A 22129-nucleotide genomic window follows, 5' to 3' on the forward strand; every position below is an offset into this window, starting at 1 on the left:
CGGCTCCACAGTGTTCGGTCAGGGCGAAGCCGCCGCACGGAGCGCGAGGACGGAGGTCGCCGTCAGTGCGACGGCGCGGTCCTCGTCGCGCGACAGGTCCCTGAGGGCGCGTACGGCCGTGCGCCCCGGGATGTCCGCCAACGCCTCGGTCAGCCGCCGTCGTGCGGATGGTGCGACACCGCTCCGTCCGAGGCAGGCAACGAGCCGGGTCGCAATCTGGTCTGCCAGCCCGGGATCGGCCGCCAGCAGGCTCAACGCGTCGGCGGCGTCGACGCCCTTGGTCTCCTCGACAACCATGTCGATCAACGTTGGTAGCGCGTCCGCCACTCCGCGCGCCCCGAGCGTCAGAGCCGCGTACCCGCCGACCACGACGTCGGGGTGCGTGAGGGCGTCCCGCAGCACGTCGGTCGCCGCGGCGTGCGGGATCTCGGCGACGGACTGAACGGCACGCCTGCGTACCTCGGCTTCCGGGGAGCCGAGACCCTCGGCCAGCAACGCCAACCCGCCGTCGCCGGACTGCGCCAGCGCCCAGCGCAGAGCTCCGGCGACGTTCGGGTCCGACTCACTCAGCACCGCCTCGACAAGTGCCTCCACCGGCACCGGCCCCTCACCGACCGAGGACAGGGCGGCGCGTTGGCGGGTACCCGCGCTTTCCGACCCCAGTGCTCGCAGGAGTGTGACGGCCTGAAGGACGTCCTCCCAGTCGGAGGGGTCTGCGGCACCGATCCGACGGAGTCGGGTGAGCAGCTCCGTCTCATCCGCGATGCGCAGTCGCGTTCGCCGGATGAGGTCGTTGACGAGTTCGGCGGGGGTGAAGCCGGGATCGTCGAGCGCGCGGCGGACGTCACGTAGCGACAGGCCCAACGACCGCAGGCTCTCGACGTGGAAGATCAGCCGGATGTCCTCGCTGGTGTACTCGCGATAGCCGGAACCGGTGCGACCAGTGGGCCGGATCAACCCGAGCGCGTCGTAATGCCTCAGCATGCGGGCGCTGACCCCGGACCGTCGCGCCACCTCACCGATCAACACCTGGCGTCATCCCTTCTCGTGCGTCGGACCGAGGGCGAGCACACGCTTCGCCGCCTCGATCGCGAACTCGAACCCGGCATCCGGGTCCTGCGTCAGACGTTGTGTGGCCACCGCGTGGGCGCGTACGCGCGGGTCGAGATCCGCCATCGCGGCGCGCAGGATCGGCATGATCACCTCGCCGAGCGCGATCAGCGCCCGGCTGAGGCTCAACTGCATCTCACGCCCGCCCCGCCCGAGCTGCGTCGACAACACCGTGGCCAACTCGGGCTCCCCACCGGAGGGTACGAGCGCGACCGCCGCGCGCCAGGCGCTGCGCGCCACCTCACCGTCGGCGTCGGTCAGCAGCGCTCGGGTGATCGCCGGCCAGGCTCGCCGGTCCCCGATCTTGGACAGCGTGTGCAATGCCTGACTTCGGGCCTGCGCGCGCTCCGAGTGGAGTTCATCGGTGAGCTTCGCAACGGTCAGTGCCGGTGGGTAGCGCAGGAGTGCCCAGCTGAGCATCTCGCGTACGGAGAACTCGGGCTCGACCGCGCATCGCTCGATGAGCGTGTCGATCAGCTGCGGGTCAGGGGTCGTACCGATCGTCAGTGCCGCGCGCAGCCGCACCGACGAGTCGCTGCTCTCCAGCCCTCGGAGAACCCTCATCGCGTTCATGTCCTGTTTCGGCGTGGTCATCGGAATCACCCCTTTCCGCCGCCAGTGAAGACCTTGTCACTGTGTCAAGGTCAACCCCGTCCTCGCTGGCTGTTACTCACGCCGGACGGGTACGGCGGTAGTAGGACCACCCGGCCAGCGGCAACGCGACCGTCCAGGCCAGCAGAAGCGGGAGACCGATCAGAACGCCGGTCGGGGTGAAGATGTCCTCCGCACTGGACTCCCGCAGGTCCGCGGCGAACTGCCACGGCAGGGTCGCGGAGTAGCCGATCATCAGGGCGGATCCCAGCACCGTCGGCGTCAGCGGCACCCACTGTGGCACCCGACGTCCGCGCAGCCACGGCACCCACCGGGGGAAGACCATGCCCCAGTCCTGAATGAGCCCCAGCGCCAGCGCGCCGCCGAGCCCGGCGAGGACGCACAGGAGGCCCAGGTAGAACGCGCCGGCCGGCAGCCCCAGGAACCCGTCGACGGGGTGGTCCCCCACCCCGGGCCCGCGACCGTGGTACCACTCGCGGAACGGGTCGGGATTGGCGAACAGCGGGATGCCGAGAATCCAGGGCACGTGCAGCGGGATGAACCCCAGTACGGGGGCGATCCACGCCACGTGTCCGGCTCGCCGGGCCCAGGGCGGCGGCGGGGCGGGCATGGCGTTCGTGAGTGGTGTTCGAGTCACGGCGTCGTCTCCATCAGCGGCGGGCGTTGGCACCCTGAGATCACCGTCGCCGAACGGCGCGACGAGCGGATCGCCGCGCGGAGGGACATCGCCTCCCCCGCCGTAGGGATGGTGTCTTTTCGTCACGACAGTTCGTGTGACGGAAATACTTCACGGCAGCGGGCTGCGCTCCGGAGGCTGGACACCATGAATGTGACACGGTTAGACCGACCGGAAGACGGCCACCCACAGCCCTCGCCCGGGGACTCCCTCGCCCGCATCACCGTCGTGGACGCACTGCGCGGAAGCGCGCTGCTGCTCATCCTGCTGGTCAACATCGCGTTCTTCAGCTCCGGCTACGACTTCCACCTGGTCGACGATCCGGCGCGCGGCGCCGTCGACCTGCTGATCGCCGGCGCGGTGGAGCTGTTCTTCGCGATGAAGGCGTACCTGCTGTTCGCCTTTCTGTTCGGCTACAGCTTCACTCTGCAACTCGAGTCGGCGGCTCGGCGCGGAGTGGCGTTCCGCCCGGCGTTCCTGCGCCGACTCTCCGGGTTGTTCGTCCTCGGCGTGCTGCACGCGGTGCTGCTGTTCCACGGCGACATCCTCGCCACGTACGCGCTGCTCGGTCTCGTGCTGCTCGCGGTCCGGCGGGTCGAGCCCCGCACCGCGCTGATCGCGGCGGCGTCCATCATCGGCGGCATCGCCGTGGTGGTCGGGGTCGCGGCGGTCCTCGGCGCCACGCTGGTTCCGGACGAGGCCGCCGCGCTCAGCGCCGGTGCGCGCTCCACGCTGGCTCTGGGTGGCGGCCTCGGCGATGTCGTCGTGGAGCACCTGCGGTCGATGCCGGCGATGATCGGCGGTCTCGTCGTGCAGGGGCCGCTGGCGTTCGCGGCGTTCCTCGTCGGCCTCGCCGCCGGCAAGCACCGGCTGCTCGCCACCGTGCCCGCCCACCAGGACCTGCTACGCCGGTGCGAACGGGTGGGTTACCCGATCGGTCTGGCCGGCGCCGTCGTGTTCGCGGTCGGTGGTTCCACGGCGAACCTGACCGGACTGATGGTCAGCATCGTCACCGCCCCGTTCCTGGCCGCCGCCTACGCCGCGACTCTGCTGCGCCTGTTCACGCGGTGGCCGCGCCTCGCGGACGTGTTCGCGCCCGCTGGGCGGATGGCCCTGACGAACTACCTGGCCCAGTCGCTCGTGTGCGTGCTCGTCTTCACCGGCGTCGGGTGGGGCCTGGTCGGCCGCACCTCGCCGGCACAGACACTGCTGATCGCACTGGTGATCGTCGCGGTGCAGCTGGTGGTCAGCTCGTGGTGGTTGCGACGGTTCCGCTACGGCCCCGTCGAATGGGCGCTGCGCGCCTGGTCCCACCGGGCGCGCCGCCCCCACTAGGGTGCTGACATGGTCGATCGGCACCAGGTGATGAACTTCCGGGTCCGGGCCCAGCAGCTCGACCGGGACGAGGGCACGCTCGCCGACACCGCCGTGCTGGACCTCGGGGTGCAGAACACCGGTCCGGACGGCGGGCGGTGGGCGCTGGCGGTACGCGGAGTCGACGTGACCGCGGTGTCCGACGCCGATCTGGTCCTGCTGTGGACGGTGCGGGGCGCTCCCCACCTCTACCGCCGGGCCGACGTCGCGACGGTGGCGGCCGCCGTCGAACCCCACTCCTCGGCCGACGCGGGCAAGCGCATCTACGACGCCGCGAAACCGTTGAAGGCCGCCGGCATCGACACCCTCACGGCCCTGGACGAGATCGCCGACCGGATGCGGGCCATCGTCAGCACGCCGACGGTCAAGGGGGACGTCTCCGGCCGCCTGGCCACCATGCTGCCCGAGCCCTACCTGCGGTATTGCCGCCCGTGCGACGCCACGCACCTCTACGAGATGCCGTTCCGGCTCGCCGCCCTGCGGGCCGGACTGGAGTTGCAACTCGACACCTCACCCCCGGTCCTGCGGCGCATCACCGGGTTCAGGAAAGCAGCCGCCGCGGGTGACCGCTTCGACCTCATCCGCGCGTATCTTCGCCTGCTCGGTCCGGCAACCCCGAAACAGGTCGCCGACTACCTCGACGCCCCGGTGAAGGACGTGAAGGCGCGCTGGCCCGACGACGTGATCGAGGTGACTGTCGACCGCGAGGTGCGCTCACTGCTGGCCGCCGACGAGGAGTCGCTGGAGTCCGCCGACGGCGCTGTCACCCGACTGCTCGGCCCGTTCGACCTGTTCCTCCAGGCCAAGGACCGGGCCACGCTGGTGCCGGACGCCGCCCATGCAAAGGAGCTGTGGCCGGTGTTGGGTCGCCCCGGCGCCGTCCTGGTCGACGGCGAGCTGGTGGGCACCTGGCGGCCCCGCAAGTCCGGCAGGGCGTTGACTGTCGCCGTCCAGCCGTGGCAGCGGTTGTCGGACGCCACGCGTAAGGCCATCACCGCGCAGGCCGAGCACCTCGCCGCGTACCGCTCCGTCTCCCTCAATGGCGTCGACTTCGGCAGCTAGTCTCCGGCGACACTCACTCCACCGCCCAGGCGATGGCGGGCGGGTGCACCCGAGCGCAGATCGGCTCACCGGCGGCATCGGTCAACCCGACCCGGCCGACCAGCGTCCCGGTGTCCTCGTGGGCGGCGCGCAGCAGCTCGGTCGGTACGTCGGTGAACATCAACTTCGCTCGTCGGAACATCGCGAAGCCGTCGTGGGTCACCGCGCCCCAGCTCAGATAGAGAAACCGCGCCCCTGGGCGGCCGTGCACCCAGGGGCCACCGACGTCGAGCGCACCGTCGACCTCGCGGCTGGACACCTCGAAGGACCAGGTGGCGTTGGCCGCGTCGGCCGGCACCTGATCGACGACCTCGGCCTTGCGCTGCACCCCGACGTGCACGTTGCCCCGCCGCAGCGCGTCGGCCTCCGCACCGGGACGCTGACCTGGGAGATCGCTGCCGTCGATCCTGATCCGCATGGCACCGACTCTAGTTAGTCGGCCGGTTGCTCGGCGGCGGTGTCGTCCTGGCCGTACTCGCCGCGGATGGGCAGGTAGTAGGCGGGCAGGAACGCGGCGATGATGGCCACACCGGCGATCGGCACGAACGCGCCGACGAGGATGCCGGAGCCGATCCAGACCAGGGCGAGCGCGAAGCGGCGGCCGATGGCCCGCGCACCGAGCGGCCCGAGGCCGGGGTCCAGCAGTTTGGCCCGGCGGAGGTGCGCCCACACGATGTTGAAGAGGGCCGCCGCCGTCCACAGTGTGCCGCCGTAGACGACGACCGACGCGCGCAGCCCCTGCTCCGCGCGCAACGCCTCGGCGAGCAGTGACGTGGAGAACGGCAGGAACGCGATGACCATCAGGAGCAAGGTGTTGAGGAACAGGACCCCTCGGTCGACGTGCCGGACGCGGTCGAACATGACATGGTGATTCACCCACACCTGCCCGATGAGCAGGAAGCTCAACGTGTACGCCAGGTACGACGGCCACAGCGCACCGAGCCCCTGGACCAGGCGCCCGAAGTCGTGAGGCGGTTGGATCTCCAGCACGAGAAGCGTCACGGCGATCGCGAAGACACCGTCGCTGAAGGCCAGCAACCGGCCCGGGCTACGGGTAAGCCGTGAGGTTTCCCTTGTGGGAGGCACCCCGGAATTATGCTATATGTCGGCTTTCCTTATCGGTACTGCCGACGGCCGTCCTGCGCAGGTAGGTCTCGGCCAACTGGCGAAGGCGCGTCCGGTCGAAGCTGCCCCCGTGGCCGGGATGGACGAGGGACACGTCGAGGTCGACGAGGACCTGCATGCTTCGCCGGTACGCGGCCACGTCGGAGTTCGGCAGATCGTCGATCAGGGCGCCCTCGTAGATGATGTCGCCCGAGTACAGGGTCCCGGTGTGCTCCTCCATCAGGGCGATGCTCCCCGGCGTGTGGCCGGGAAGGTGCAGCACTGTCAGCACCCGCCCGCCCAGGTCGACCCGGTCGCCGTCGTCGAGCAGGCGGTGCAGGGTCATCGGTGCGACGCGGTAGGCGGCCGGGTCGTAGGCGGGATCGGGCAGGACGTCGATCATGAGCTCCGGGATGTCTTCTCCGGCGGCGTCGATCCCGAGTTTGTCGAAGAGTTCCGCGCCGTACAGGCTCGCCGGTACGCCCGCCGCCAAGATCCCCGCCTCGGCGGGGTGGGCGGCCCGGTCCCCGAACTCCGCCGCCCCACCGACGTGATCCAGGTGCGCGTGGGTGAGCACGATCATCGGATCGCGCTCGAACAGGCCCGGAATCGCCTCCCGCAGGGCGACGACGCCAAGCCCGGCGTCGATCACGATGTCCCGATCGTCGCCCCGCAACCACCAGAAGTTCGCCGACAGTAGTTCGTTGACGTGCGGTTCCGAGATCCGGACGACGTCGCCGTCCACGTCGGAAGCGACTCAGATGATCGCGAAGAGGCGGTCGGTGGGGTCCACCACGGCGGCCAGCACCGCGCCCGGCACGAGCGCCGGATCGTCCGCGCGGATCGTGTCCGCCTCGAACGGGGTGAACCCCGGCCCGCTGATCCGCAGGCGGAGCTCCAGCCCGGGGTTCTCGCCGTCCAGGTGGTTCGCCACCTGGAGAACCTCTGCCGTCGCGGCGACGCCAGCCGCGGCCAGCCGACGCGTGTCGCGACGGGATCGGGCGACCACGCGCCAACCGAAGACGCCGAACCCGACACCGATGGCTGTCGCCAGGACGCCACCCACCAGCAGACCCCAGAAGTCCCTGGACGATCGTGGTGGGTTCAGTGTCACGGCGGCGACGAGCAGGACCGGTCCGGGTAGGCAGATGGCCAGGAAGACGATTCGGCTGAGCAGCGCGCCGATCGGGCCGACACGCGCTTCCGCTTCGCGAGGGGCACTCGTCACCCTCGCACCGTACGGCAGCGGCCGGCTGGTTCCCTCCACCGTCCGGGTGGGGCCGGGGAGGGTGAAACAGTCCGCGCCGGCACGCGGGAACGTCCGATCCGCCGATCCGTTCGAGTACGCCGTGAAAGACTCGCCCGGCTGGCGGAAGGGGCGGGGATGCAGCCAACCTGGCTCGTAGCGCTCTCGTGGGCTTCGCTCGCGGTCGGCGTCGTCAGCGTCGCTGTCGTGCTGGCCGACACCTATCTCCGCGGAAACCGTCAGCCGGTCCGGGTCATGGAGATCGTCTGGCTGGTGACCGTCCTCTACATCGGCCCGGCCGCCGTCCGCCTCTACTGGAACTGGGGCAGGCCCGAGGCGTTCTCGCGGCGGCGGCAGGAGGGGCAACCGCGACGGCCCCGCCGGGCCATCGTCGTCACCCATGTGTCCCGCTGCGGCGCGCACTGCGCTCTCGGGTTCATCGTCGCCGAGGTCGCCCTGTACGCCGTGAGATTCGACCCGGCCGAGGACCCTCTGTGGCTCGACTACGCCGGGGACTACCTGATGGCGGTGACGATCGCCGTGCTCTTCCGGTACTTCGCCGGGCCGGGTCGCAGCCTGACGAAGGTCAGGCACGCACTGTCGAACGTCGGCAGGATCGAACTGCTGACCATCACCGCGTTCGAGGTGGCGCTGTTCGTATGGCTGACCCTCGCGCATCGCGTGGTCTTGCCGGAACCGCCCCTGCGACCCGACAGCCCCACGTTCTGGTTCGCCGGTCAGCTCGGGCTGATAGCCGGCTTCGTCGCGGCCTGGCCGACCGCCTCCTGGCAAATCGGTCGAGGGCTGAGATTCGAGCCGCGCCGGCTCCCCGACGACTGAGCGGGGCCCGGCAGCCCCGGAGAATAACCAAAGGCAAGGAGATCACTCTCCCTGCCACTTCTAACGTATACCGCACCCGGGGGCTTGCGGCAAGACCCCGGTCGTGGCGCAGAATCGGCGGCCGGACCAGCACAAACGAGGTAACGGGGGCGCGACGTGGGTGTGTTGTCGATGGACGGGGATCACGCCGACCGGGCACCACTGTTGGATCTTCGAGAGGTCAACGAGACCCAGGTGTCGGTCGTCGGCGGCAAGGCCGCGCACCTGGGCGCGCTGTCGCGGATCGACGACATCCGAGTGCCGGCGGGGTTCTGCGTGACGACGACCGCCTTCCGGCGGATCATGGCGCGGACCCCGGCGATCGACGATCGGCTCGATCAGCTGTCGCGCCTGAGCCCGGACGACCGGGAGGCGATTCGCACGCTCAGCGCGCAGATCCGCCGCGGCGTCGAGGAGACCCCGATCCCGGGCGACCTGGCCGCCGCGATCACCGGCGCGCTCGCCCGGTTCGGCGAACAGGCCGCCTACGCCGTGCGGTCCAGCGCGACGGCGGAGGACACGCCCACCGCGTCCTTCGCCGGCCAGCAGGACACCTACCTGAACGTGGTGGGGCCGGAGGCGATCCTGCGGCACATCAGCCGGTGCTGGGCGTCACTGTTCACCGAGCGGGCCGTCATCTACCGCCTGCGCAACGGCATCGACCACCGCACCGTCCAGATGGCTGTCGTCGTACAGCAGATGGTTTTTCCGGATGCCTCCGGCATCCTGTTCACGGCGGACCCGGTGACGGGCAACCGGAAGGTCGCGACGGTGGACGCCAGCTTCGGCCTCGGCGAGGCCCTGGTGTCCGGCCTGGTGAACCCGGACGTCTTCACGGTGCGCGACGGCGAGGTCGTCGCCGGCACTGTCGCCGCGAAGCAGCGTGCCGTCGCCGCGCTGCCCGGCGGCGGCACGCGGGAAGTGGAGATCGACAGGCGGCGGCAGGAGCAGCCGGCGCTGACGCGGGCTCAGGTGGTGCGACTCGTGCGGCTCGGTCGACGGATCGAGGCGCACTTCGGCCGCCCGCAGGACATCGAGTGGTGCCTGGTCGGCGACGACTTCCAGATCGTGCAGAGCCGGCCGATCACCACGCTGTTCCCCATCCCGGCGGCCGATGACCAGGAGAACCACGTCTACCTCTCGGTCGGTCACCAGCAGATGATGACCGACGCGATGCGGCCGCTGGGGCTGTCCATGTGGCAGTTGACCGCCATGGCCCCGATGCTGGCGGCCGGCGGGAGGTTGTTCGTCGACGCCACCCGACTGTTGGCCTCACCCGCCAGCCGCGCCGGTTTCCTCACGATGGCGGGGCGCGACGATCCGCTGATGAGGGACGCGCTGGAGACCCTGATCGACCGTGGGGACTTCGTTCCGACGCTCCCGGACGGCGGCGCTCCCGGCAGGCCGACGACCGGCGGCGCGTCCACCGCGACCGAGACCGACCCGGCCGTCGTCACCGAGCTGATCGAGCGCAGCGAGGCGTCCATCGCCGCGCTGCGGCGCGACATCGCGACGGTGACCGGTACGGCGCTGTTCGACTTCCTGCTGGAGGCCTTCCAGGAGCACAAGCGGGTCCTCGGTGATCCGCTGAACATGCAGGCGATCATGGCCGGCATGGAGGCCACCTGGTGGCTCAACGACCGGCTGCACGAGTGGCTGGGCGAGAAGAACGCCGCGGACACTCTCACCCTCTCCGCGCCCGGCAACGTCACGTCGGAGATGGGGCTGGCGTTGCTCGACGTCGCCGACGTGGTCCGTCCCTATCCGGAGGTGGTGACGTTGCTCCAAGACGTCGCACAGGACGGCGTCGCGCACGACGACTTCCTCGACGAGCTGCCGAAGGTCGTGGGCGGGGCCGAGGCGCGCGCCGCCATCGAGGCGTATCTCGATCGGTACGGCATGCGCTGCGTCGGCGAGATCGACATCACCAGGCCGCGGTGGAGCGAACGCCCCGGCACGCTGGTGCCCGTGCTGCTGGACAACGTCAAGCTCTTCGAGCCGGGCGCGGCCCGGCGCCGCTTCGAGCAGGGCCGACAGCAGGCGCGGCAGCAGGCGCAGGAGGTGTTGACGCGCCTGCGGCCGCTGCCGGACGGGCAGCAGAAGGCCGACGAGACCGCGCGGATGATCGACCGGGTACGGGCCTTCATCGGCTACCGGGAGTACCCGAAGTACGACATCATCAGCCGCTACTTCGTCTACAAGCAGGCCCTGTTGGCCGAGGCCGAGCGGCTGGTGCGGGCCGGCGTGCTCACCGAGGCCGAAGACGTCTTCTACCTCACGTTCCAGGAGTTCCACGAGGTCGTCCGCTCGCACCGGGTGGACGACGAGCTGATCCGGCAGCGCCGGGACGCGTTCCGGTCGTACCAGACGCTCACCCCGCCGAGGGTGCTGACCTCCGACGGCGAGGCGATCACCGGGACGTACCGACGCGACGACGTGCCGGCCGGCGCCCTGGCCGGTGTGCCGGTGTCCGCCGGGACTGTCGAAGGACGCGCCCGCGTCATCCTGGACATGGCGCAGGCCGACCTCGAAGCGGGTGACATCCTCGTCACTGCCCACACGGACCCGAGCTGGACGCCTCTGTTCGTCGGTATCGCCGGGCTGGTGACGGAGGTCGGCGGGTTGATGACGCACGGCGCGGTGATCGCGAGGGAGTATGGCTTGCCGGCTGTCGTCAGCGTGCTCGACGCCACCCGGCTGATTCGCGACGGGCAGCGGATCCGCGTGCACGGCAGCGACGGGTACGTCGAGATCCTGCCCTGACCGGCGGCACCCTCAGGAGGAACGACGATGGCGGTTTCGGTCCGACGGCTGGCGATCGTGGTGGCGACGGCGTCGACGCTGGTGTCGTTGGCGGGGTGCGGCGGCGGCGACGACACAGAGGCGCGGACGACGTCGAGCCCGGAGGCGACCCTCGCCTCGCCGCCGGCCGCCGATCAGGAGTTCCGGCGGCTGGAGGAGCAGTTCGGGGCTCGGCTGGGAGTCTCCGCCGTCGACACGGGCACCGGCCGCACTGTGGAATACCGCGCCGACGAGCGGTTCGCGTACGCCTCGACGTGGAAGGCCCTCGCTGCCGCCGAGGTGCTCGACGGCACCACCGACGCCCAACTGGATCGCGTGGTGCGGTACTCGGCGCGGGACCTGGTGGCGCACTCCCCCATTACGGAGAAGCACGTCGGCGAGGGCATGAGCCTGCGTGCCCTCGCCGACGCCGCCGTGCGCTACAGCGACAACACGGCCAGCAACCTGCTGCTGCGCCACCTCGGCGGGCCGGCGGGGTTCGAGGCGAAGCTACGCGCGCTCGGCGACACGGTCACCGACGTCGCCCGCTACGAGACCGCGCTGAACGAGGGAACACCGGGCGACAGGCGGGACACCAGCACCGCGCGGGCCCTGGCTGGCGACCTCCGGGCGTACACAGTGGGGGTTGCCCTGGAACCGGCGGACCGCGACGTGCTGCGCGGTTGGCTGCGGGGCAACACCACCGGCGCGGCGTTGGTCCGCGCCGGGGTGCCGGCCGGCTGGGTGGTCGGGGACAAGACCGGGACCGGCGGGTACGGCACCCGCAACGACATCGCGGTGATCTGGCCGCCCGACCGGGCCCCGATCGTGCTCGCCGTGCTGTCCAGCCGCGACACGAAGGACGCCACCCCCGACGACGCCCTCATCGCCCAGGCCACCCGGGCGGTCGTCGCCCAACTGGGAGCATGAGTCGGTCAGGTCGCGGCGCGGTTGTCGTACGCCGTCTGGTGGCGACGGATCTCGGCGTGGTGGTCGGCGGACCAGGCCGCCAGGGCCAGGACGGTGGAGAGCAGTGACCTGCCCAGGTCGGTGAGGGCGTACTCGACGCGGGGTGGCACCTCGGGGTACGACGTCCGGCTGACGAGGCCGGTCCGCTGGAGGTGTTTCAGGGTGAGCGTGAGCATGCGTTGGGAGATGCCGGGGATCGCGTCACCCAGGTCCGAGTAGCGGACAGGGCCGTCGGCCAGCGTGCCGATGATCAGCACGCTCCATTTGTCGCCGACGAGGTCCAGGACCTCCCTGATGAAGTCGGCGTCCTCGTCGTTCCAGTGCGCGCAGGGTCCCGGGGCGGCCCGGACGTTCCCCCGGACGTTGGTGCGCCTGCGCCGGAGATCTCCTGCGCTCATCCTCGCCACCCCTCCGCGCAGCCCGCGCTACGCACATGAATGTACCTTTTGTGGCTCTCCGATTCTGACGCATCATGGCCCTACGAACAAGAAGTGAGAATCGAGGAGGAGAAACGTGAAGATCGAGTTCTGGTCGGACATCGTCTGCCCGTACTGCGGGCTGATGGACCACCGGCTCCACCAAACCCTGGACCGGCTCCCGTACGGCGATCAGGTCCAGGTGATCCACCGGTCGTTCCAGCTACATCCCGACCTGCCCCGAGCGGGTGTCAGTCAACGAGAGTTGATCACGATGGCGGGGGCGCCCGCGACGACAGTCGACCGGGTCCTGCGGCCCATCGAGCGGGCGGCCGAGGCGGAGGGTTTGACGCCCTACCACGCGGTGGACCGCACGCTCGGGCCGACAGATTTCGCCCACGAACTACTCGCCTACGCGACCGACCAGGGGCGCGGCGCCGAGATCTGGACGGCGATGTTCCGCGTGCACTTCGGGCAGGCCCGCAAGCTGTGGACCGTCGAGGAGGTCCTCGACTTCGCCGCCGAGGTGGGTCTGGACAGCGCCGGGACCGCCGACGCCCTGCGAAGCCGCCGCTACCGGACCCGCGTGGCGGCCGACCAGCGCGAGGCACAGCGCCTCGGCGCACGCGGCGTGCCGTTTCTCGTCTTCGACGGCCGCTTCGCCGTCCCCGGAGCAATCGGCCTCGATGACCTGCTCGCGGTCATCGACAAGGCGTGGACCGAGAGCCACCCGACGCCACAGCCGCTGCCGGTGGTCGGTGCGGCCGAGGGCATGTGTGCCCCGGACGGGTGTGCGGTGCCCGACCGCACCACCTGAGCTCGCGCCCCGTCACCATCGGCGACTCCGTGTGGTGGCCCCATCGACACGACGACCTTGGGCGACGCCGCACTCCGACGGCCACCGATCCGCCCCCGTTGGAGAACGTCACCCTCGGCGTGGGCTGATTCCCACTACCGCCAGGTCGAGCAGTCGGGTCGCGGCAGCCGCGGGATCGGAGTGGTGCTCGGTGGCCAGGGCGATGCCGGCGATCAGCGCGAGCAGATCGGTGATGGTCACCTCTGGTGCCACCGCGCCGGCCGTCGCGGCCCGGCGTACGAGCGGTTCGCCCGCCTCGGTGAGCTGCGCGGTGGCGCAGTGCTCGTGCGCCTCGGTGGGGCTGGCCGTGCAGTCGCGGGTCAGCGCGATGGCCAGCCCTCTGATGGTGGCGACGTTCCCGTTGACGGCGGCGAGCCAGTCCAGCAGCGCGGCCCGCGCGTCGGCGGCGCCGGACAGCTCGCGGGCGCGAGCGCCGAGGTTCTCGATCACGCCGCGGAAGACGGCGTCCAGCAGCGCGTGGCGGCTCGGGAAGTGTCGGCGCACCGTGGCCGAGCCGACTCCGGCGATGCGGGCGATCTGCTCCAGGGACGCGTCGGCACCATGCGAGGCGATCTCCTGCTCGGCCACGGCCAGCAGGCGCGCGTAGTTGCGCCGGGCGTCCGCTCGCTGGCTGGACATGCGTCACCTCACGGTTGCTAAGTGGCGGGGTCCGCCGTATCTTAACGGAGCATAAACGGCGGGCCCCGCCGTTTATGCTCCGCCCCGCGACAGGAGACTCCGCATGGCCACCAATTCCGCACCCGTCCTGGTCACCGGCGCCACGGGAAGGCAGGGTGGTGCCACCGCTCGGGCCCTGCTCGCGGCCGGCGTACCCGTCCGGGCTCTGGTCCGTGATCCCGCGACCGACCGCGCACGGGTGGTCGCGGCCCTCGGGGCGGAACTGGTCACCGGAGACCTCGACGATCGCGACTCGCTGGTCCGGGCCGCGCACGGAGCACGGGCCGTCTTCTCGGTGCAGATGCCCGCGATGACTGGCAACGGCATCAACTTCGACGGCGAGCTGACCCAGGGCGTCAACCTGATCGAAAGCGCGCTGGCCGCGAAGGTCCCACAGTTCGTGCACACGTCCGTCAGTGGCGCTGGCCAGCACACCGAGGCGCCCGGCTGGGCCGAGGGTCGCTGGGCGACAATGGAGCCCTACTACACCACAAAGGCCGCAATCCAGGATCGGGTACGCGACGCGGGCTTCGCGCACTGGACGCTCATCAAGCCGGGCTTCTTCATGGACAACCTCCTCCCCTCGGTGGCGTACCTGCTCCCCCGGGGCGTCGCCGGCGGCCTGGCGACGGTCCTCAAGCCACAGACCTCACTCTCCCTCGTCGCGGTCGACGACATCGGCCGCGCGGCCGCCGCGGCCATCGCCGAACCCGATCGGTTCCACGGAGTCGAACTGGAGCTGGCGAGCGACCACCTGACGATGACGGAGATCGCCAAGACGCTCTCCGACGCCCTGGGCGCCGAGCTGACCGCGCCCGACATGACCGAGGAGGAGGCGGTCGCCGCAGGGATGCCGGAGTGGGCCGGCATCTCCCACGAGCAAATGAACGTCCTCGGCCAACCCGCTCGCCCGGAGTACGCGCGGGCCCTCGGCATCCCCGTCACGACGTTCGCGGAGTGGGCGCGCGAAAACCTGCCTGAGCCGTCGGGTCGCTGACGAGGCGACGCCGCACTCCCGCGGAGGGCGCATCTCGCCGCTCGTGGGTCTGCTCGGGTAGCGTGCATCGAGCATGATCGCTAGCCTTACCGGTCCCTCCACATTGGACAACGGAAGGCCATTCATGAAGCGCAGAATGATGACCAGCCTGGTGGCGATGTTCGCCATGATCGCGGCGACGCTGATCGGCACCGGCAGTCCGGCGGCGGCGGCCTCCTCCGGCCCGTGGATTGTCCAGCCCTTCACGAACCTCTACTGCCTCCACCCGGCGGGCTACTCGTCGGCGCTCAACGTCGTCGTCGAGCAGCGCCTCTGCGAGGGCGGACTGAACCGCAACTGGATCTTCACCACGACCAGTTCGGGCTACTACCACATCTCCTACCGCAACGGCGGAAGGTGCATGGCCGTCCGCGGCGCGGTGACCACCGAGCGGGCGAAGATCGCCACGCAGGTGTGCGGCGACGCCCGCCTCAACGACCAGTGGCTGCCGATCAAGCTCTTCGGCTCCGGTGGTTCCGACTACTACCAGCTGAAGAACCGCGACACCGGCAAGTGCATGGCGGTCGAGGGCAACTCGGTGCAGAGCGGCGCCGACATGATGCAGTTCACCTGCTACACGACCTCGAACAACCAGGCCTTCACCTGGTTCTCCCCGTCGTAAGCAACGCCCCGCGGCCGGGAAGCGGGACCTCCCGGGGTCCCGTTCCCGGCCGGTGGCGCAGATCGCCGACAAGTGGCGCACATCGAGCATGATCGTTAGCCTTACCCGACTCTCCATTTTGGACAAGGGAAAGGCCCCTCATGAAGCGCAGAACGATGACCGGCCTGGTGGCGACGCTCGCCATGATCGCGGCGACGCTGGTCGGCACCGGCAGCCCGGCGGCGGCAGCCACCACCGGCCCGTGGGTGATCCAGCCCTTCACGAACGACTACTGCATCCACCCCGAGGCGTACGCATCGGCGAGCGGGACCGTGGTCGATCAGCATCTCTGCGACAGAGGACTGCTCCGCAACTGGAACTTCACCACTACCAGCTCGGGCTACTACCACATCTCCTATCGCAACGGCGGAAAGTGTATGGCCGTCCGCAACGCGTCGAAGACCGAGCGGGAAAAGATCGTCACGCAGGGGTGCGGCGACGCCCGTCTCAACGACCAGTGGCTGCCGATCAAGCTCTTCACCTCCGGGTTCGCTGACTACTACCAGCTGAAGAACCGCGGCACCGGCAAGTGCATGGCGGTGGAGGGCAACTCGACGCAGAACGGGGCCGACATGATGCAGTTCACCTGCTACACGACCTCGAACAACCAGGCCTTCACCTGGGGCCTGGACTAAGCAACGCCGTTGAGCCGCGCGGCGGGACCCCCCTCCGGGTCCCCCGCGCAGGGCGTCGTGCCCACCACGGACACTGCGTCAGTCGGTTGTCAGCCCTCGGGTCGCCAGTTCACTGAGGGACGCGGCGCTGTCACCGCCGAGCTTGGCGCGAGCCGCCGCCGGCTTGCGCAGCTCGAACACCTCCACGAGGAATGTCGGCGATGCGGACCGTTGGCGGATCGAGTCGACCTCCTGCCGGTCCGGGTTGAACGGCAGGAGCTTCCACTGGTTCGCGGTCTCCTGCCAGTCGGACGAGATGGCCGCCACTAGGCCGTCGAGCAGGCTCTCGTAGTCCTGCTCGCTGATCGGGCGGCCCATCCCGTATCGCTCACGCAGGGCGAGGATCTCGGCGGTGGGCGTTCCGGAGTACCTGCCGCCCTTGAGCCCGAGCCACCAGTGGGCGAAGTAGGCACCCTGGTAACCCTGGGCGAGGTAGCGGGATTTGTCGCGGTGCACCTCGATGACGAAGTTGTGCACCTGCGGGAACTGGCAGTCGAGCAACAGGACGGTCTCCGCGCTGGCAGGCCGCGCGAGTAGTGCCTCCCGGAGCTCGACGCCCTGCCCAGCCCGATAGGTCTCGCCCGACAGTCGGGCGGGCTCGCCGCCCTTGTCATTCAACTGCTTGCGGATCTGGAACGCGGCTATGCCGCAGTTGGCCCACCGTCGGCTCTCGTCGCGCAACACGATCTGCGGGTCGCCGGTCCGCCCCGTGCTCGCCACCGCCGCGTTGAGCTTCGCCAGTTCGTCACCGTCGACGACCTGGCCACGATGCCGTTGACCGGTATCGGTGGCCCGCAGGGCCTCCCGCCGCGCGTAGCTGGTCGCGGCGGTGATGGCCTCGGCCCACGTGCCGAATTTCTGACCGTCCAGCAGGGTGCTCTCCGACCAGCTCACCAACGCGCCGACCACCTCCCCCCGCAGCTCGGTGGGCAACAGCGGCTCGATCCTGGCCAGGATGTCGCCGCACGCCTTCTCATCGGTCTCCAGGTTGGGGATCTGACCGTCCGGTGGGTAGGTGTGCCGCTCCTCCGCGATGACCAACATCCGAGCCTCCACAGTCCCTTGTGTACCGACCGCCCGACGGCGAGCCGGGTTTCAGATTGAGCCATCCGTGAGCGGGCAGACACACAACGTCGGACTTCCGTCCCGGATCACGAGCACCGAGCCGGGCACGCCTCCCGCGAAACAATCAATGCGCAGGAGTGCTCGATCGCTCTGCGACGGGTTGCCCGCCGGTGGCACCATCGGTGCGTGAACGTTCGTCGTTTGGCGGCCGTCGACATGTACGGCAGCCGAGGAACCACCCGCCGACGGCGGATCATCCTGGCCGAATTCCTCGTCGGCGTTGTTGTCATGGTGACGTGGGGCGCCTGGCTGCTGTCGACCTCGAACGACCTCAGCGGCCGAGCGTTCGGCCTGTGGCTGACCGGCGCAGGTCTCAACTACGCCCCGCTGTCCATGTACGCGCTCATGCTGATGCGACCCGGCGCCCTCGACGCCGAACTGGCCGGCGTCGACACCAACGGGGAACTGCGCCGCTACACAGTGCTCCAGCTCTGGGTCTTCGTGCCGCTCTCACTCGTCGTCTTCACCATCCGCGACGCACTGGCCCGGCGCAGGGCAGGGACGACAGCCCCCTGACCACCTGACCGCCACCGCGCCTCCCGCCGGGCCACCGTCTGTGATCGACCACGGTCGCCAACCCCTGCCCGCGCCCGGACCACGTGCCCCCTGGCGCGGTCACGCCGCGACGGCGGCCCTGCCCACCGGGAACCGCACGCCGGTGAGGTCTTCCGAGACGACCCAGAGGCGTTGCTGCACGCTCACGTCGTAGGAGTCGGGGCTGGACGTGACCAGCCTCGGGTAGCCGCGCGCCTCACCCGGGCCGTCGGGGCCGTAGTACTGCCCGCCGAGGACGGACGGGTCGGTGGCGGCCCGCAGGGTGGGCAGCGCGCCCGTCGCCGCGGGCTGGGTGACCAGCGGGGCGAGCCAGGTGAGCGGTCGGCGGACGACGGCCGGGGAGTTGCGGGTCAGTTCGGTGTTGGAGATGCCGGGGTGTGCGGCTACGGCGACGGTGGTGCCGTGCGCGGCGAGCCGGCGCTGCAACTCGTAGGTGAACATCAGGTTGGCGAGCTTCGACTGGCCGTAGGCGGCGACCCGGCCGTAGGACCGTTGCCACTGCAGGTCGTCGAAGTGGATGGCGGCGCGGATGCGGTGACCGACGCTGCTGACGGTGACCACCCGAGAACCGGGCACCGGCAGCAGCAGGTCGAGCACCAGGCCGGTGAGCGCGAAGTGGCCCAGGTGGTTGGTGCCGAACTGCATCTCGAAGCCGTCGCGGGTGGTCTGCCTCGGGGTGTACATCACGCCGGCGTTGTTGATCAGCAGGTCGATCCGCGGGTACGTGGCGCGCAGGCCGGCCGCAGCGGCGCGTACCGATTCCAGCGAGGTCAGGTCCAGTTCCCGTACGGAGACGTCGCCGTTGATGCGGGCGGCGGCCAGCTTGCCCCTCTCCATGTCGCGTACGGCCAGCACGACCGACGCCCCGCGCTCGGCGAGCAGCCGGGCGGTCTCGAAGCCCAGCCCGGTGTTGGCGCCGGTCACCACTGCCACCCGGCCGTCCTGGCGCGGGATCTGCTGCTCGGTCCACTTCATCTCGGGCTCCTTATGTACCGCCGGTAACTTACACCCGAAAGGGTAAGGTACTGCCGGTACGCTGTCAAGGGACCGCCGGTACCTAAGCTAGGGTTGGTGTCATGACGTTCCAGCGGGCGCGCAGCGAGGAGCAGCGTGAGGTCCGGCGCCGGGCCATCCTGGAGACGACCTCGGCGATGCTCGACGAGATGCCGGTGGCCGAGGTGACCCTGAACGAGCTGAGCCGGCGGGTCGGCCTGGCCAAGACGGCGGTGCTGCGCTATTTCGAGTCCCGCGAGGCGATCCTGCTCGACCTGCTGGACGACCGGACGACGACCTGGCTGGCCGAGCTGGACCAGGAGCTGGCCCACGATGTCGACCTGCGCCGGTCCCCCATGGAACGGGCGGAGCAGACGGCCGACGTGCTCAGCCGGTCGCTCGCCACCCAGACGGTGCTCTGCGATCTGTTCGGCGCGCAGGGCGGGGTGCTCGAGCACAACGTCTCGGTCGAGGCGGTCCGCCGGCACAAGCGGGCCGCCCTGGGCAACCTCGCGGTGATGGCCGGCCTCGTCCGGCGGCACCTGCCCGAGCTCGGCGACAACGCCGAGCTGTTCTGCCTGAACGCCTTGATCATGGGTGGCGCGCTCTCCGCCTACACCTCGCCGCCGCCGAGCCTGCTCGCCGTCTACGAGTCCGAGCCAGCGCTCGCGGTCCACCATGTCGACCTACGGACAGCCCTACGGGTCGCCATCATCACATCGCTCGTGGGCATACTGCCGCGCTCCTGAGTCGGACGCCTCCCGTCGCTGCTCGAATCACTCCCGCACCCGCTGCTGCACAGCGAGGGCTGGTCGTTGCCGGGGGCGAGGACGTGGCGTACAACCCTTCAGGCGCACGGCTGGGCCGTCGTCGTCGGTGAGACGAGCGTGGCTTACCCGACGTCGACGGTGGCGCGCTGCCGTACGGCGGGGCGCTGCTGCTGCCGCACGGCGCGCAGGCCAAAGTAGGCGACCGCCCCCGAGGCCAGGTACAGCAGGGCCTGCACGTTGAGCACGAGTACGACGCTGAGCACGTCGCCGAGCAGGCCGGCCGCTGCCATGCCCAGCCCCTGCGAGGCGTTGAAGATGGCGAAGTAGACGCCGAAAGCGCGGCCCAGCTCGGTGTCGGGCACGCTCTGTTGGATCTGCGCGAAAGCTCCGCTGGCGTACGCGATGCCAGGCGCACCGACCAGGATGAACAACCCGACGTACCACTCGGGTTGACGGGTGAGCGTCGGTCCGTTCCAGATGACCAGGCTGATCAGTGCGAAGGTGGTCGCCCCGAGGCTCATCAGCAGTCGAGGACTGAGCCGGGCGCCCAGCAGGCCGACGATGAGCCCACCCGCCACGCCGCCGATCGCCTGGACGCCGCGCAGCACACCGGTGAGAGTGCCGTCGGCGTGCAGCGCGCGGCTGACGAACACCACGAAGAGCACCACGAACAGGCCCTGCGCGATGCCGCCCAGCGCCACACTCACGATCGTCATCCGGACGGCGCGGTTGCGCAGCACCGCCGTGAGGCCGTGTCGCCAGGCGGTGAAGAACGACGACGTACGGTCCGGGGTCGTCTGCTGTGCAGTTGCCTGGTGGGCGGCCCGGCGCCCGGCGGCGATCAGGGCCGCCGTGATCACGAAGGCAACGGCAGCGCCGACGGCCAGGTAGCGGGTGCCGTCGCGGGTGATGGCGAACCCGCCCAGCGAACCTCCGATGAGCCGTCCCACGCTGGTGTTGAGCGCTATCACGCTGTTGGCGCGTACCAGGTGCGCGGGCTCGACGAGGCGGGGCAGCGCGGCGTTGCGGGCGGAGTCGAACGTCTGCGTCAGCACCGCCTGGGCCCCGGCAACCAGGGAGATGACCCATAGGCGATGGTCGGGTTGACCGAGCAGCGGGAGCATCACAGCGGCCTGCAACGCGGCGACGCAGCTCATGAGCCGGAACCGGTCGAGACGATCGGCCAGAGCACCGGCGAACGATCCCAGCGTGATGCCGCACAGCAGCTCGACGAGGAAGACTGCGGAGGTGGTGAGCGCCGAGCCGGTCACCCCGAACACGTAGATCGGCAGCCCGGTGAGCAACAGCCAGCTCGCCACGCTGGAGAAGAGCCCGGCAGCCCAGATCAGGACGAATCCGCGGTGTCGCAGCAGGGTCACCATCTCAGATGAACTCCGCCGTGGGGTACGCCTGAAGGTTGAGAGTGACGGGCCGGGCATCGCTCGGGGGCGCGGTGCGCAACGGGCGAAGGTACGGCCGGATGACGGCGTCCAGGGTCAGGGCGAGATGCCGCAGCTCCTCCGGAGTGAGCGAGAGCGTGTAGCTGTGGAAGGTGGCGCTCTCCCGCCACTCGTCGGTCAGTTTGTGCTGCTGATTCTGGTAGCGCTGCAACGATCGGAACACCTCGTCGAGCTCCAGGGCGGTCAGCGCGTCGTTGATCTGCTGCCCCTCGGCATCGTCGGGGTCCGGGCGGAATTCGAGCCCGGTGGCGGCGGCGCGCCACGGTCGGTCACGCCGGTTGGCCCCCTCGGCGGGGACCCGCTCGATGAGGCCGTGCCGGGCTAGTTGATGCAGGTGGTAGCTGCAGTTCGATCCGGTGTCGTCAAGGGCCTCGGCGCACTGCGCGGCGGTCCTCGGGCCGGCGGCCAGCAGATAGCGCAGCAGCCGTAGGCGCAACGGGTGCGCGAGTGCGCGCAGCTTCGTGGCGTCCTGGACGCGCACCCGGCGTTCTGGCTCGTTCTGCTCCATCAGCACCCCTTAACGAAAGACTCCCTTCGATTATACGTCCGTGGAGCCTGTTCTCGCAAGAAGTCTTTCGCATCGGCTGAGCACAACGGCGGCCGACGTGCGGCCATCCGGAAGGCGCCGGCGCGAGCCACCGCGGGCTTGCACAGCTCGAGCCTGGTCGTTGGGCGGAAGGCTGCCCGGACGGTCAGGGTCGACGGAAACCCTGATAGGCCCGCCAACAACCCCAGCCGATCGTCGCGAAGCAGGCGACCCGCGCCGCCAGCAGGATCGGCAGGCCCAACCGGCCCCGATCGATGAGCCAGTCGTGCAGCCCCCAGAACAGGGCGGTGAACACGATCGCGGCCACCACGGCGACGGTCAAGCCGCTCACCACCTGCGCCCAGCGGCGGGTCGGCAAAACCCGAGCCAAGCCACGGCCGCCGTCGAGCCGGCGCCCGTCGTCATCGACCCCCGTCATGCCCGGCACCCTAGTCCTCTCCAGCAAGGCCCCTTGGTGAACGACGTCCGCCACGGCCCTACCGCCTGCGACTCGCACTCACGGCATG

Annotated in this window: 25 protein-coding genes; 11 read left to right on the forward strand and 14 right to left on the reverse strand. The window is 70.1% G+C overall.

Annotated elements, in window-relative coordinates:
* Positions 1 to 18 precede the first annotated feature (18 nt).
* From OG992_RS06555 to OG992_RS06565, 3 genes are all read right to left on the reverse strand, one after another.
* Entirely contained in the window at positions 19 to 1029 is a 1011-nt protein-coding gene (locus OG992_RS06555; protein ID WP_266302668.1) for a HEAT repeat domain-containing protein, read from the reverse strand.
* A gap of 6 nt (positions 1030 to 1035) precedes the next feature.
* The gene (locus OG992_RS06560) at positions 1036 to 1683 is read right to left on the reverse strand and encodes a HEAT repeat domain-containing protein (protein ID WP_266305165.1); all 648 of its coding nucleotides are present in this window, start codon (positions 1681 to 1683) and stop codon (positions 1036 to 1038) included.
* A 97-nt stretch (positions 1684 to 1780) separates the two neighbouring features.
* Positions 1781 to 2359, reverse strand: coding sequence for a hypothetical protein (locus OG992_RS06565; protein WP_266302669.1), 579 nt, complete (start codon positions 2357 to 2359; stop codon positions 1781 to 1783).
* A gap of 267 nt (positions 2360 to 2626) precedes the next feature.
* Here OG992_RS06565 and OG992_RS06570 point away from each other — a divergent pair, with 267 nt between their 5' ends.
* Both OG992_RS06570 and OG992_RS06575 read left to right on the forward strand, forming a co-directional pair.
* A complete protein-coding gene (locus OG992_RS06570) occupies positions 2627 to 3733 on the forward strand; it encodes a DUF418 domain-containing protein (protein WP_266302670.1) in 1107 nt (368 codons plus the stop codon).
* 9 nt (positions 3734 to 3742) lie between these two features.
* The gene (locus OG992_RS06575; RefSeq protein WP_266302671.1) at positions 3743 to 4834 is read left to right on the forward strand and encodes a winged helix DNA-binding domain-containing protein; all 1092 of its coding nucleotides are present in this window, start codon (positions 3743 to 3745) and stop codon (positions 4832 to 4834) included.
* A gap of 13 nt (positions 4835 to 4847) precedes the next feature.
* On the opposite strand, the gene OG992_RS06580 is transcribed toward OG992_RS06575, so the two are convergent.
* Genes OG992_RS06580 through OG992_RS06595 form a run of 4 tightly spaced genes read right to left on the reverse strand, consistent with a single transcriptional unit; the run spans position 4848 to position 7205 of the window.
* The gene (locus OG992_RS06580) at positions 4848 to 5291 is read right to left on the reverse strand and encodes a DUF5990 family protein (protein WP_266302672.1); all 444 of its coding nucleotides are present in this window, start codon (positions 5289 to 5291) and stop codon (positions 4848 to 4850) included.
* Between the two features lie 14 nt (positions 5292 to 5305).
* Entirely contained in the window at positions 5306 to 5911 is a 606-nt protein-coding gene (locus OG992_RS06585; protein ID WP_266302673.1) for a TMEM175 family protein, read from the reverse strand.
* 55 nt (positions 5912 to 5966) lie between these two features.
* On the reverse strand, positions 5967 to 6722 hold the full coding sequence (locus tag OG992_RS06590; protein WP_266302674.1) for an MBL fold metallo-hydrolase: 756 nt from the start codon (positions 6720 to 6722) through the stop codon (positions 5967 to 5969).
* A gap of 12 nt (positions 6723 to 6734) precedes the next feature.
* Complete coding sequence (locus tag OG992_RS06595) at positions 6735 to 7205, reverse strand: hypothetical protein (RefSeq protein WP_238685923.1); 471 nt, start codon at positions 7203 to 7205, stop codon at positions 6735 to 6737.
* Positions 7206 to 7361: 156 nt separating this feature from the next.
* Here OG992_RS06595 and OG992_RS06600 point away from each other — a divergent pair, with 156 nt between their 5' ends.
* The 3 genes from OG992_RS06600 to bla all read left to right on the forward strand — a co-directional run bounded on the left by OG992_RS06600 (position 7362) and on the right by bla (position 11813).
* Positions 7362 to 8063, forward strand: coding sequence for a DUF4396 domain-containing protein (locus tag OG992_RS06600; protein WP_266302675.1), 702 nt, complete (start codon positions 7362 to 7364; stop codon positions 8061 to 8063).
* A gap of 171 nt (positions 8064 to 8234) precedes the next feature.
* Positions 8235 to 10865, forward strand: a complete 2631-nt coding sequence (rph, locus tag OG992_RS06605; RefSeq protein ID WP_266302676.1) for a rifamycin-inactivating phosphotransferase — start codon at positions 8235 to 8237, stop codon at positions 10863 to 10865.
* A 27-nt stretch (positions 10866 to 10892) separates the two neighbouring features.
* Positions 10893 to 11813 (forward strand): class A beta-lactamase, encoded by a 921-nt coding sequence (gene bla / locus OG992_RS06610; RefSeq protein ID WP_266302677.1) that lies wholly within the window; start codon positions 10893 to 10895, stop codon positions 11811 to 11813.
* A gap of 5 nt (positions 11814 to 11818) precedes the next feature.
* Here bla and OG992_RS06615 read toward each other — a convergent pair whose 3' ends face one another.
* On the reverse strand, positions 11819 to 12250 hold the full coding sequence (locus OG992_RS06615) for a helix-turn-helix domain-containing protein (protein ID WP_238685927.1): 432 nt from the start codon (positions 12248 to 12250) through the stop codon (positions 11819 to 11821).
* A gap of 115 nt (positions 12251 to 12365) precedes the next feature.
* Here OG992_RS06615 and OG992_RS06620 point away from each other — a divergent pair, with 115 nt between their 5' ends.
* Positions 12366 to 13085 (forward strand): DsbA family protein, encoded by a 720-nt coding sequence (locus OG992_RS06620; RefSeq protein WP_266302678.1) that lies wholly within the window; start codon positions 12366 to 12368, stop codon positions 13083 to 13085.
* Positions 13086 to 13193: 108 nt separating this feature from the next.
* On the opposite strand, the gene OG992_RS06625 is transcribed toward OG992_RS06620, so the two are convergent.
* Positions 13194 to 13763, reverse strand: a complete 570-nt coding sequence (locus OG992_RS06625; protein ID WP_266302679.1) for a TetR/AcrR family transcriptional regulator — start codon at positions 13761 to 13763, stop codon at positions 13194 to 13196.
* Positions 13764 to 13866: 103 nt separating this feature from the next.
* On the opposite strand from OG992_RS06625, the gene OG992_RS06630 reads away from it, so the two are divergent.
* The 3 genes from OG992_RS06630 (at position 13867) to OG992_RS06640 (ending at position 16134) form a co-directional block, all read left to right on the forward strand.
* The gene (locus OG992_RS06630) at positions 13867 to 14799 is read left to right on the forward strand and encodes an NmrA family NAD(P)-binding protein (RefSeq protein ID WP_266302680.1); all 933 of its coding nucleotides are present in this window, start codon (positions 13867 to 13869) and stop codon (positions 14797 to 14799) included.
* A 124-nt stretch (positions 14800 to 14923) separates the two neighbouring features.
* On the forward strand, positions 14924 to 15460 hold the full coding sequence (locus tag OG992_RS06635) for an RICIN domain-containing protein (RefSeq protein WP_238685929.1): 537 nt from the start codon (positions 14924 to 14926) through the stop codon (positions 15458 to 15460).
* A gap of 140 nt (positions 15461 to 15600) precedes the next feature.
* Entirely contained in the window at positions 15601 to 16134 is a 534-nt protein-coding gene (locus OG992_RS06640) for an RICIN domain-containing protein (RefSeq protein WP_238685930.1), read from the forward strand.
* A 78-nt stretch (positions 16135 to 16212) separates the two neighbouring features.
* Here the strand turns inward: OG992_RS06640 and OG992_RS06645 are convergent, their stop codons facing one another.
* On the reverse strand, positions 16213 to 17217 hold the full coding sequence (locus OG992_RS06645; protein WP_266302681.1) for a hypothetical protein: 1005 nt from the start codon (positions 17215 to 17217) through the stop codon (positions 16213 to 16215).
* 207 nt (positions 17218 to 17424) lie between these two features.
* On the opposite strand from OG992_RS06645, the gene OG992_RS06650 reads away from it, so the two are divergent.
* The gene (locus OG992_RS06650; RefSeq protein WP_266302682.1) at positions 17425 to 17814 is read left to right on the forward strand and encodes a hypothetical protein; all 390 of its coding nucleotides are present in this window, start codon (positions 17425 to 17427) and stop codon (positions 17812 to 17814) included.
* Positions 17815 to 17913: 99 nt separating this feature from the next.
* On the opposite strand, the gene OG992_RS06655 is transcribed toward OG992_RS06650, so the two are convergent.
* Positions 17914 to 18828, reverse strand: a complete 915-nt coding sequence (locus tag OG992_RS06655; protein WP_266302683.1) for an SDR family NAD(P)-dependent oxidoreductase — start codon at positions 18826 to 18828, stop codon at positions 17914 to 17916.
* Positions 18829 to 18929: 101 nt separating this feature from the next.
* Here OG992_RS06655 and OG992_RS06660 point away from each other — a divergent pair, with 101 nt between their 5' ends.
* On the forward strand, positions 18930 to 19595 hold the full coding sequence (locus OG992_RS06660) for a TetR/AcrR family transcriptional regulator (protein WP_266302684.1): 666 nt from the start codon (positions 18930 to 18932) through the stop codon (positions 19593 to 19595).
* Positions 19596 to 19738: 143 nt separating this feature from the next.
* Here the strand turns inward: OG992_RS06660 and OG992_RS06665 are convergent, their stop codons facing one another.
* The 3 genes from OG992_RS06665 to OG992_RS06675 all read right to left on the reverse strand — a co-directional run bounded on the left by OG992_RS06665 (position 19739) and on the right by OG992_RS06675 (position 22041).
* Positions 19739 to 20998: an MFS transporter gene (locus OG992_RS06665; RefSeq protein ID WP_266302685.1), complete on the reverse strand. Its 1260-nt coding sequence runs from the start codon at positions 20996 to 20998 to the stop codon at positions 19739 to 19741.
* 1 nt (position 20999) lies between these two features.
* Complete coding sequence (locus OG992_RS06670) at positions 21000 to 21584, reverse strand: winged helix-turn-helix domain-containing protein (protein WP_238685936.1); 585 nt, start codon at positions 21582 to 21584, stop codon at positions 21000 to 21002.
* A gap of 184 nt (positions 21585 to 21768) precedes the next feature.
* Positions 21769 to 22041: a hypothetical protein gene (locus tag OG992_RS06675; protein WP_266302686.1), complete on the reverse strand. Its 273-nt coding sequence runs from the start codon at positions 22039 to 22041 to the stop codon at positions 21769 to 21771.
* Between the last annotated feature and the right edge of the window lie 88 nt (positions 22042 to 22129).

Source organism: Micromonospora sp. NBC_00362, assembly GCF_026342155.1.
GTDB classification, from domain to species: domain Bacteria; phylum Actinomycetota; class Actinomycetes; order Mycobacteriales; family Micromonosporaceae; genus Micromonospora; species Micromonospora hortensis.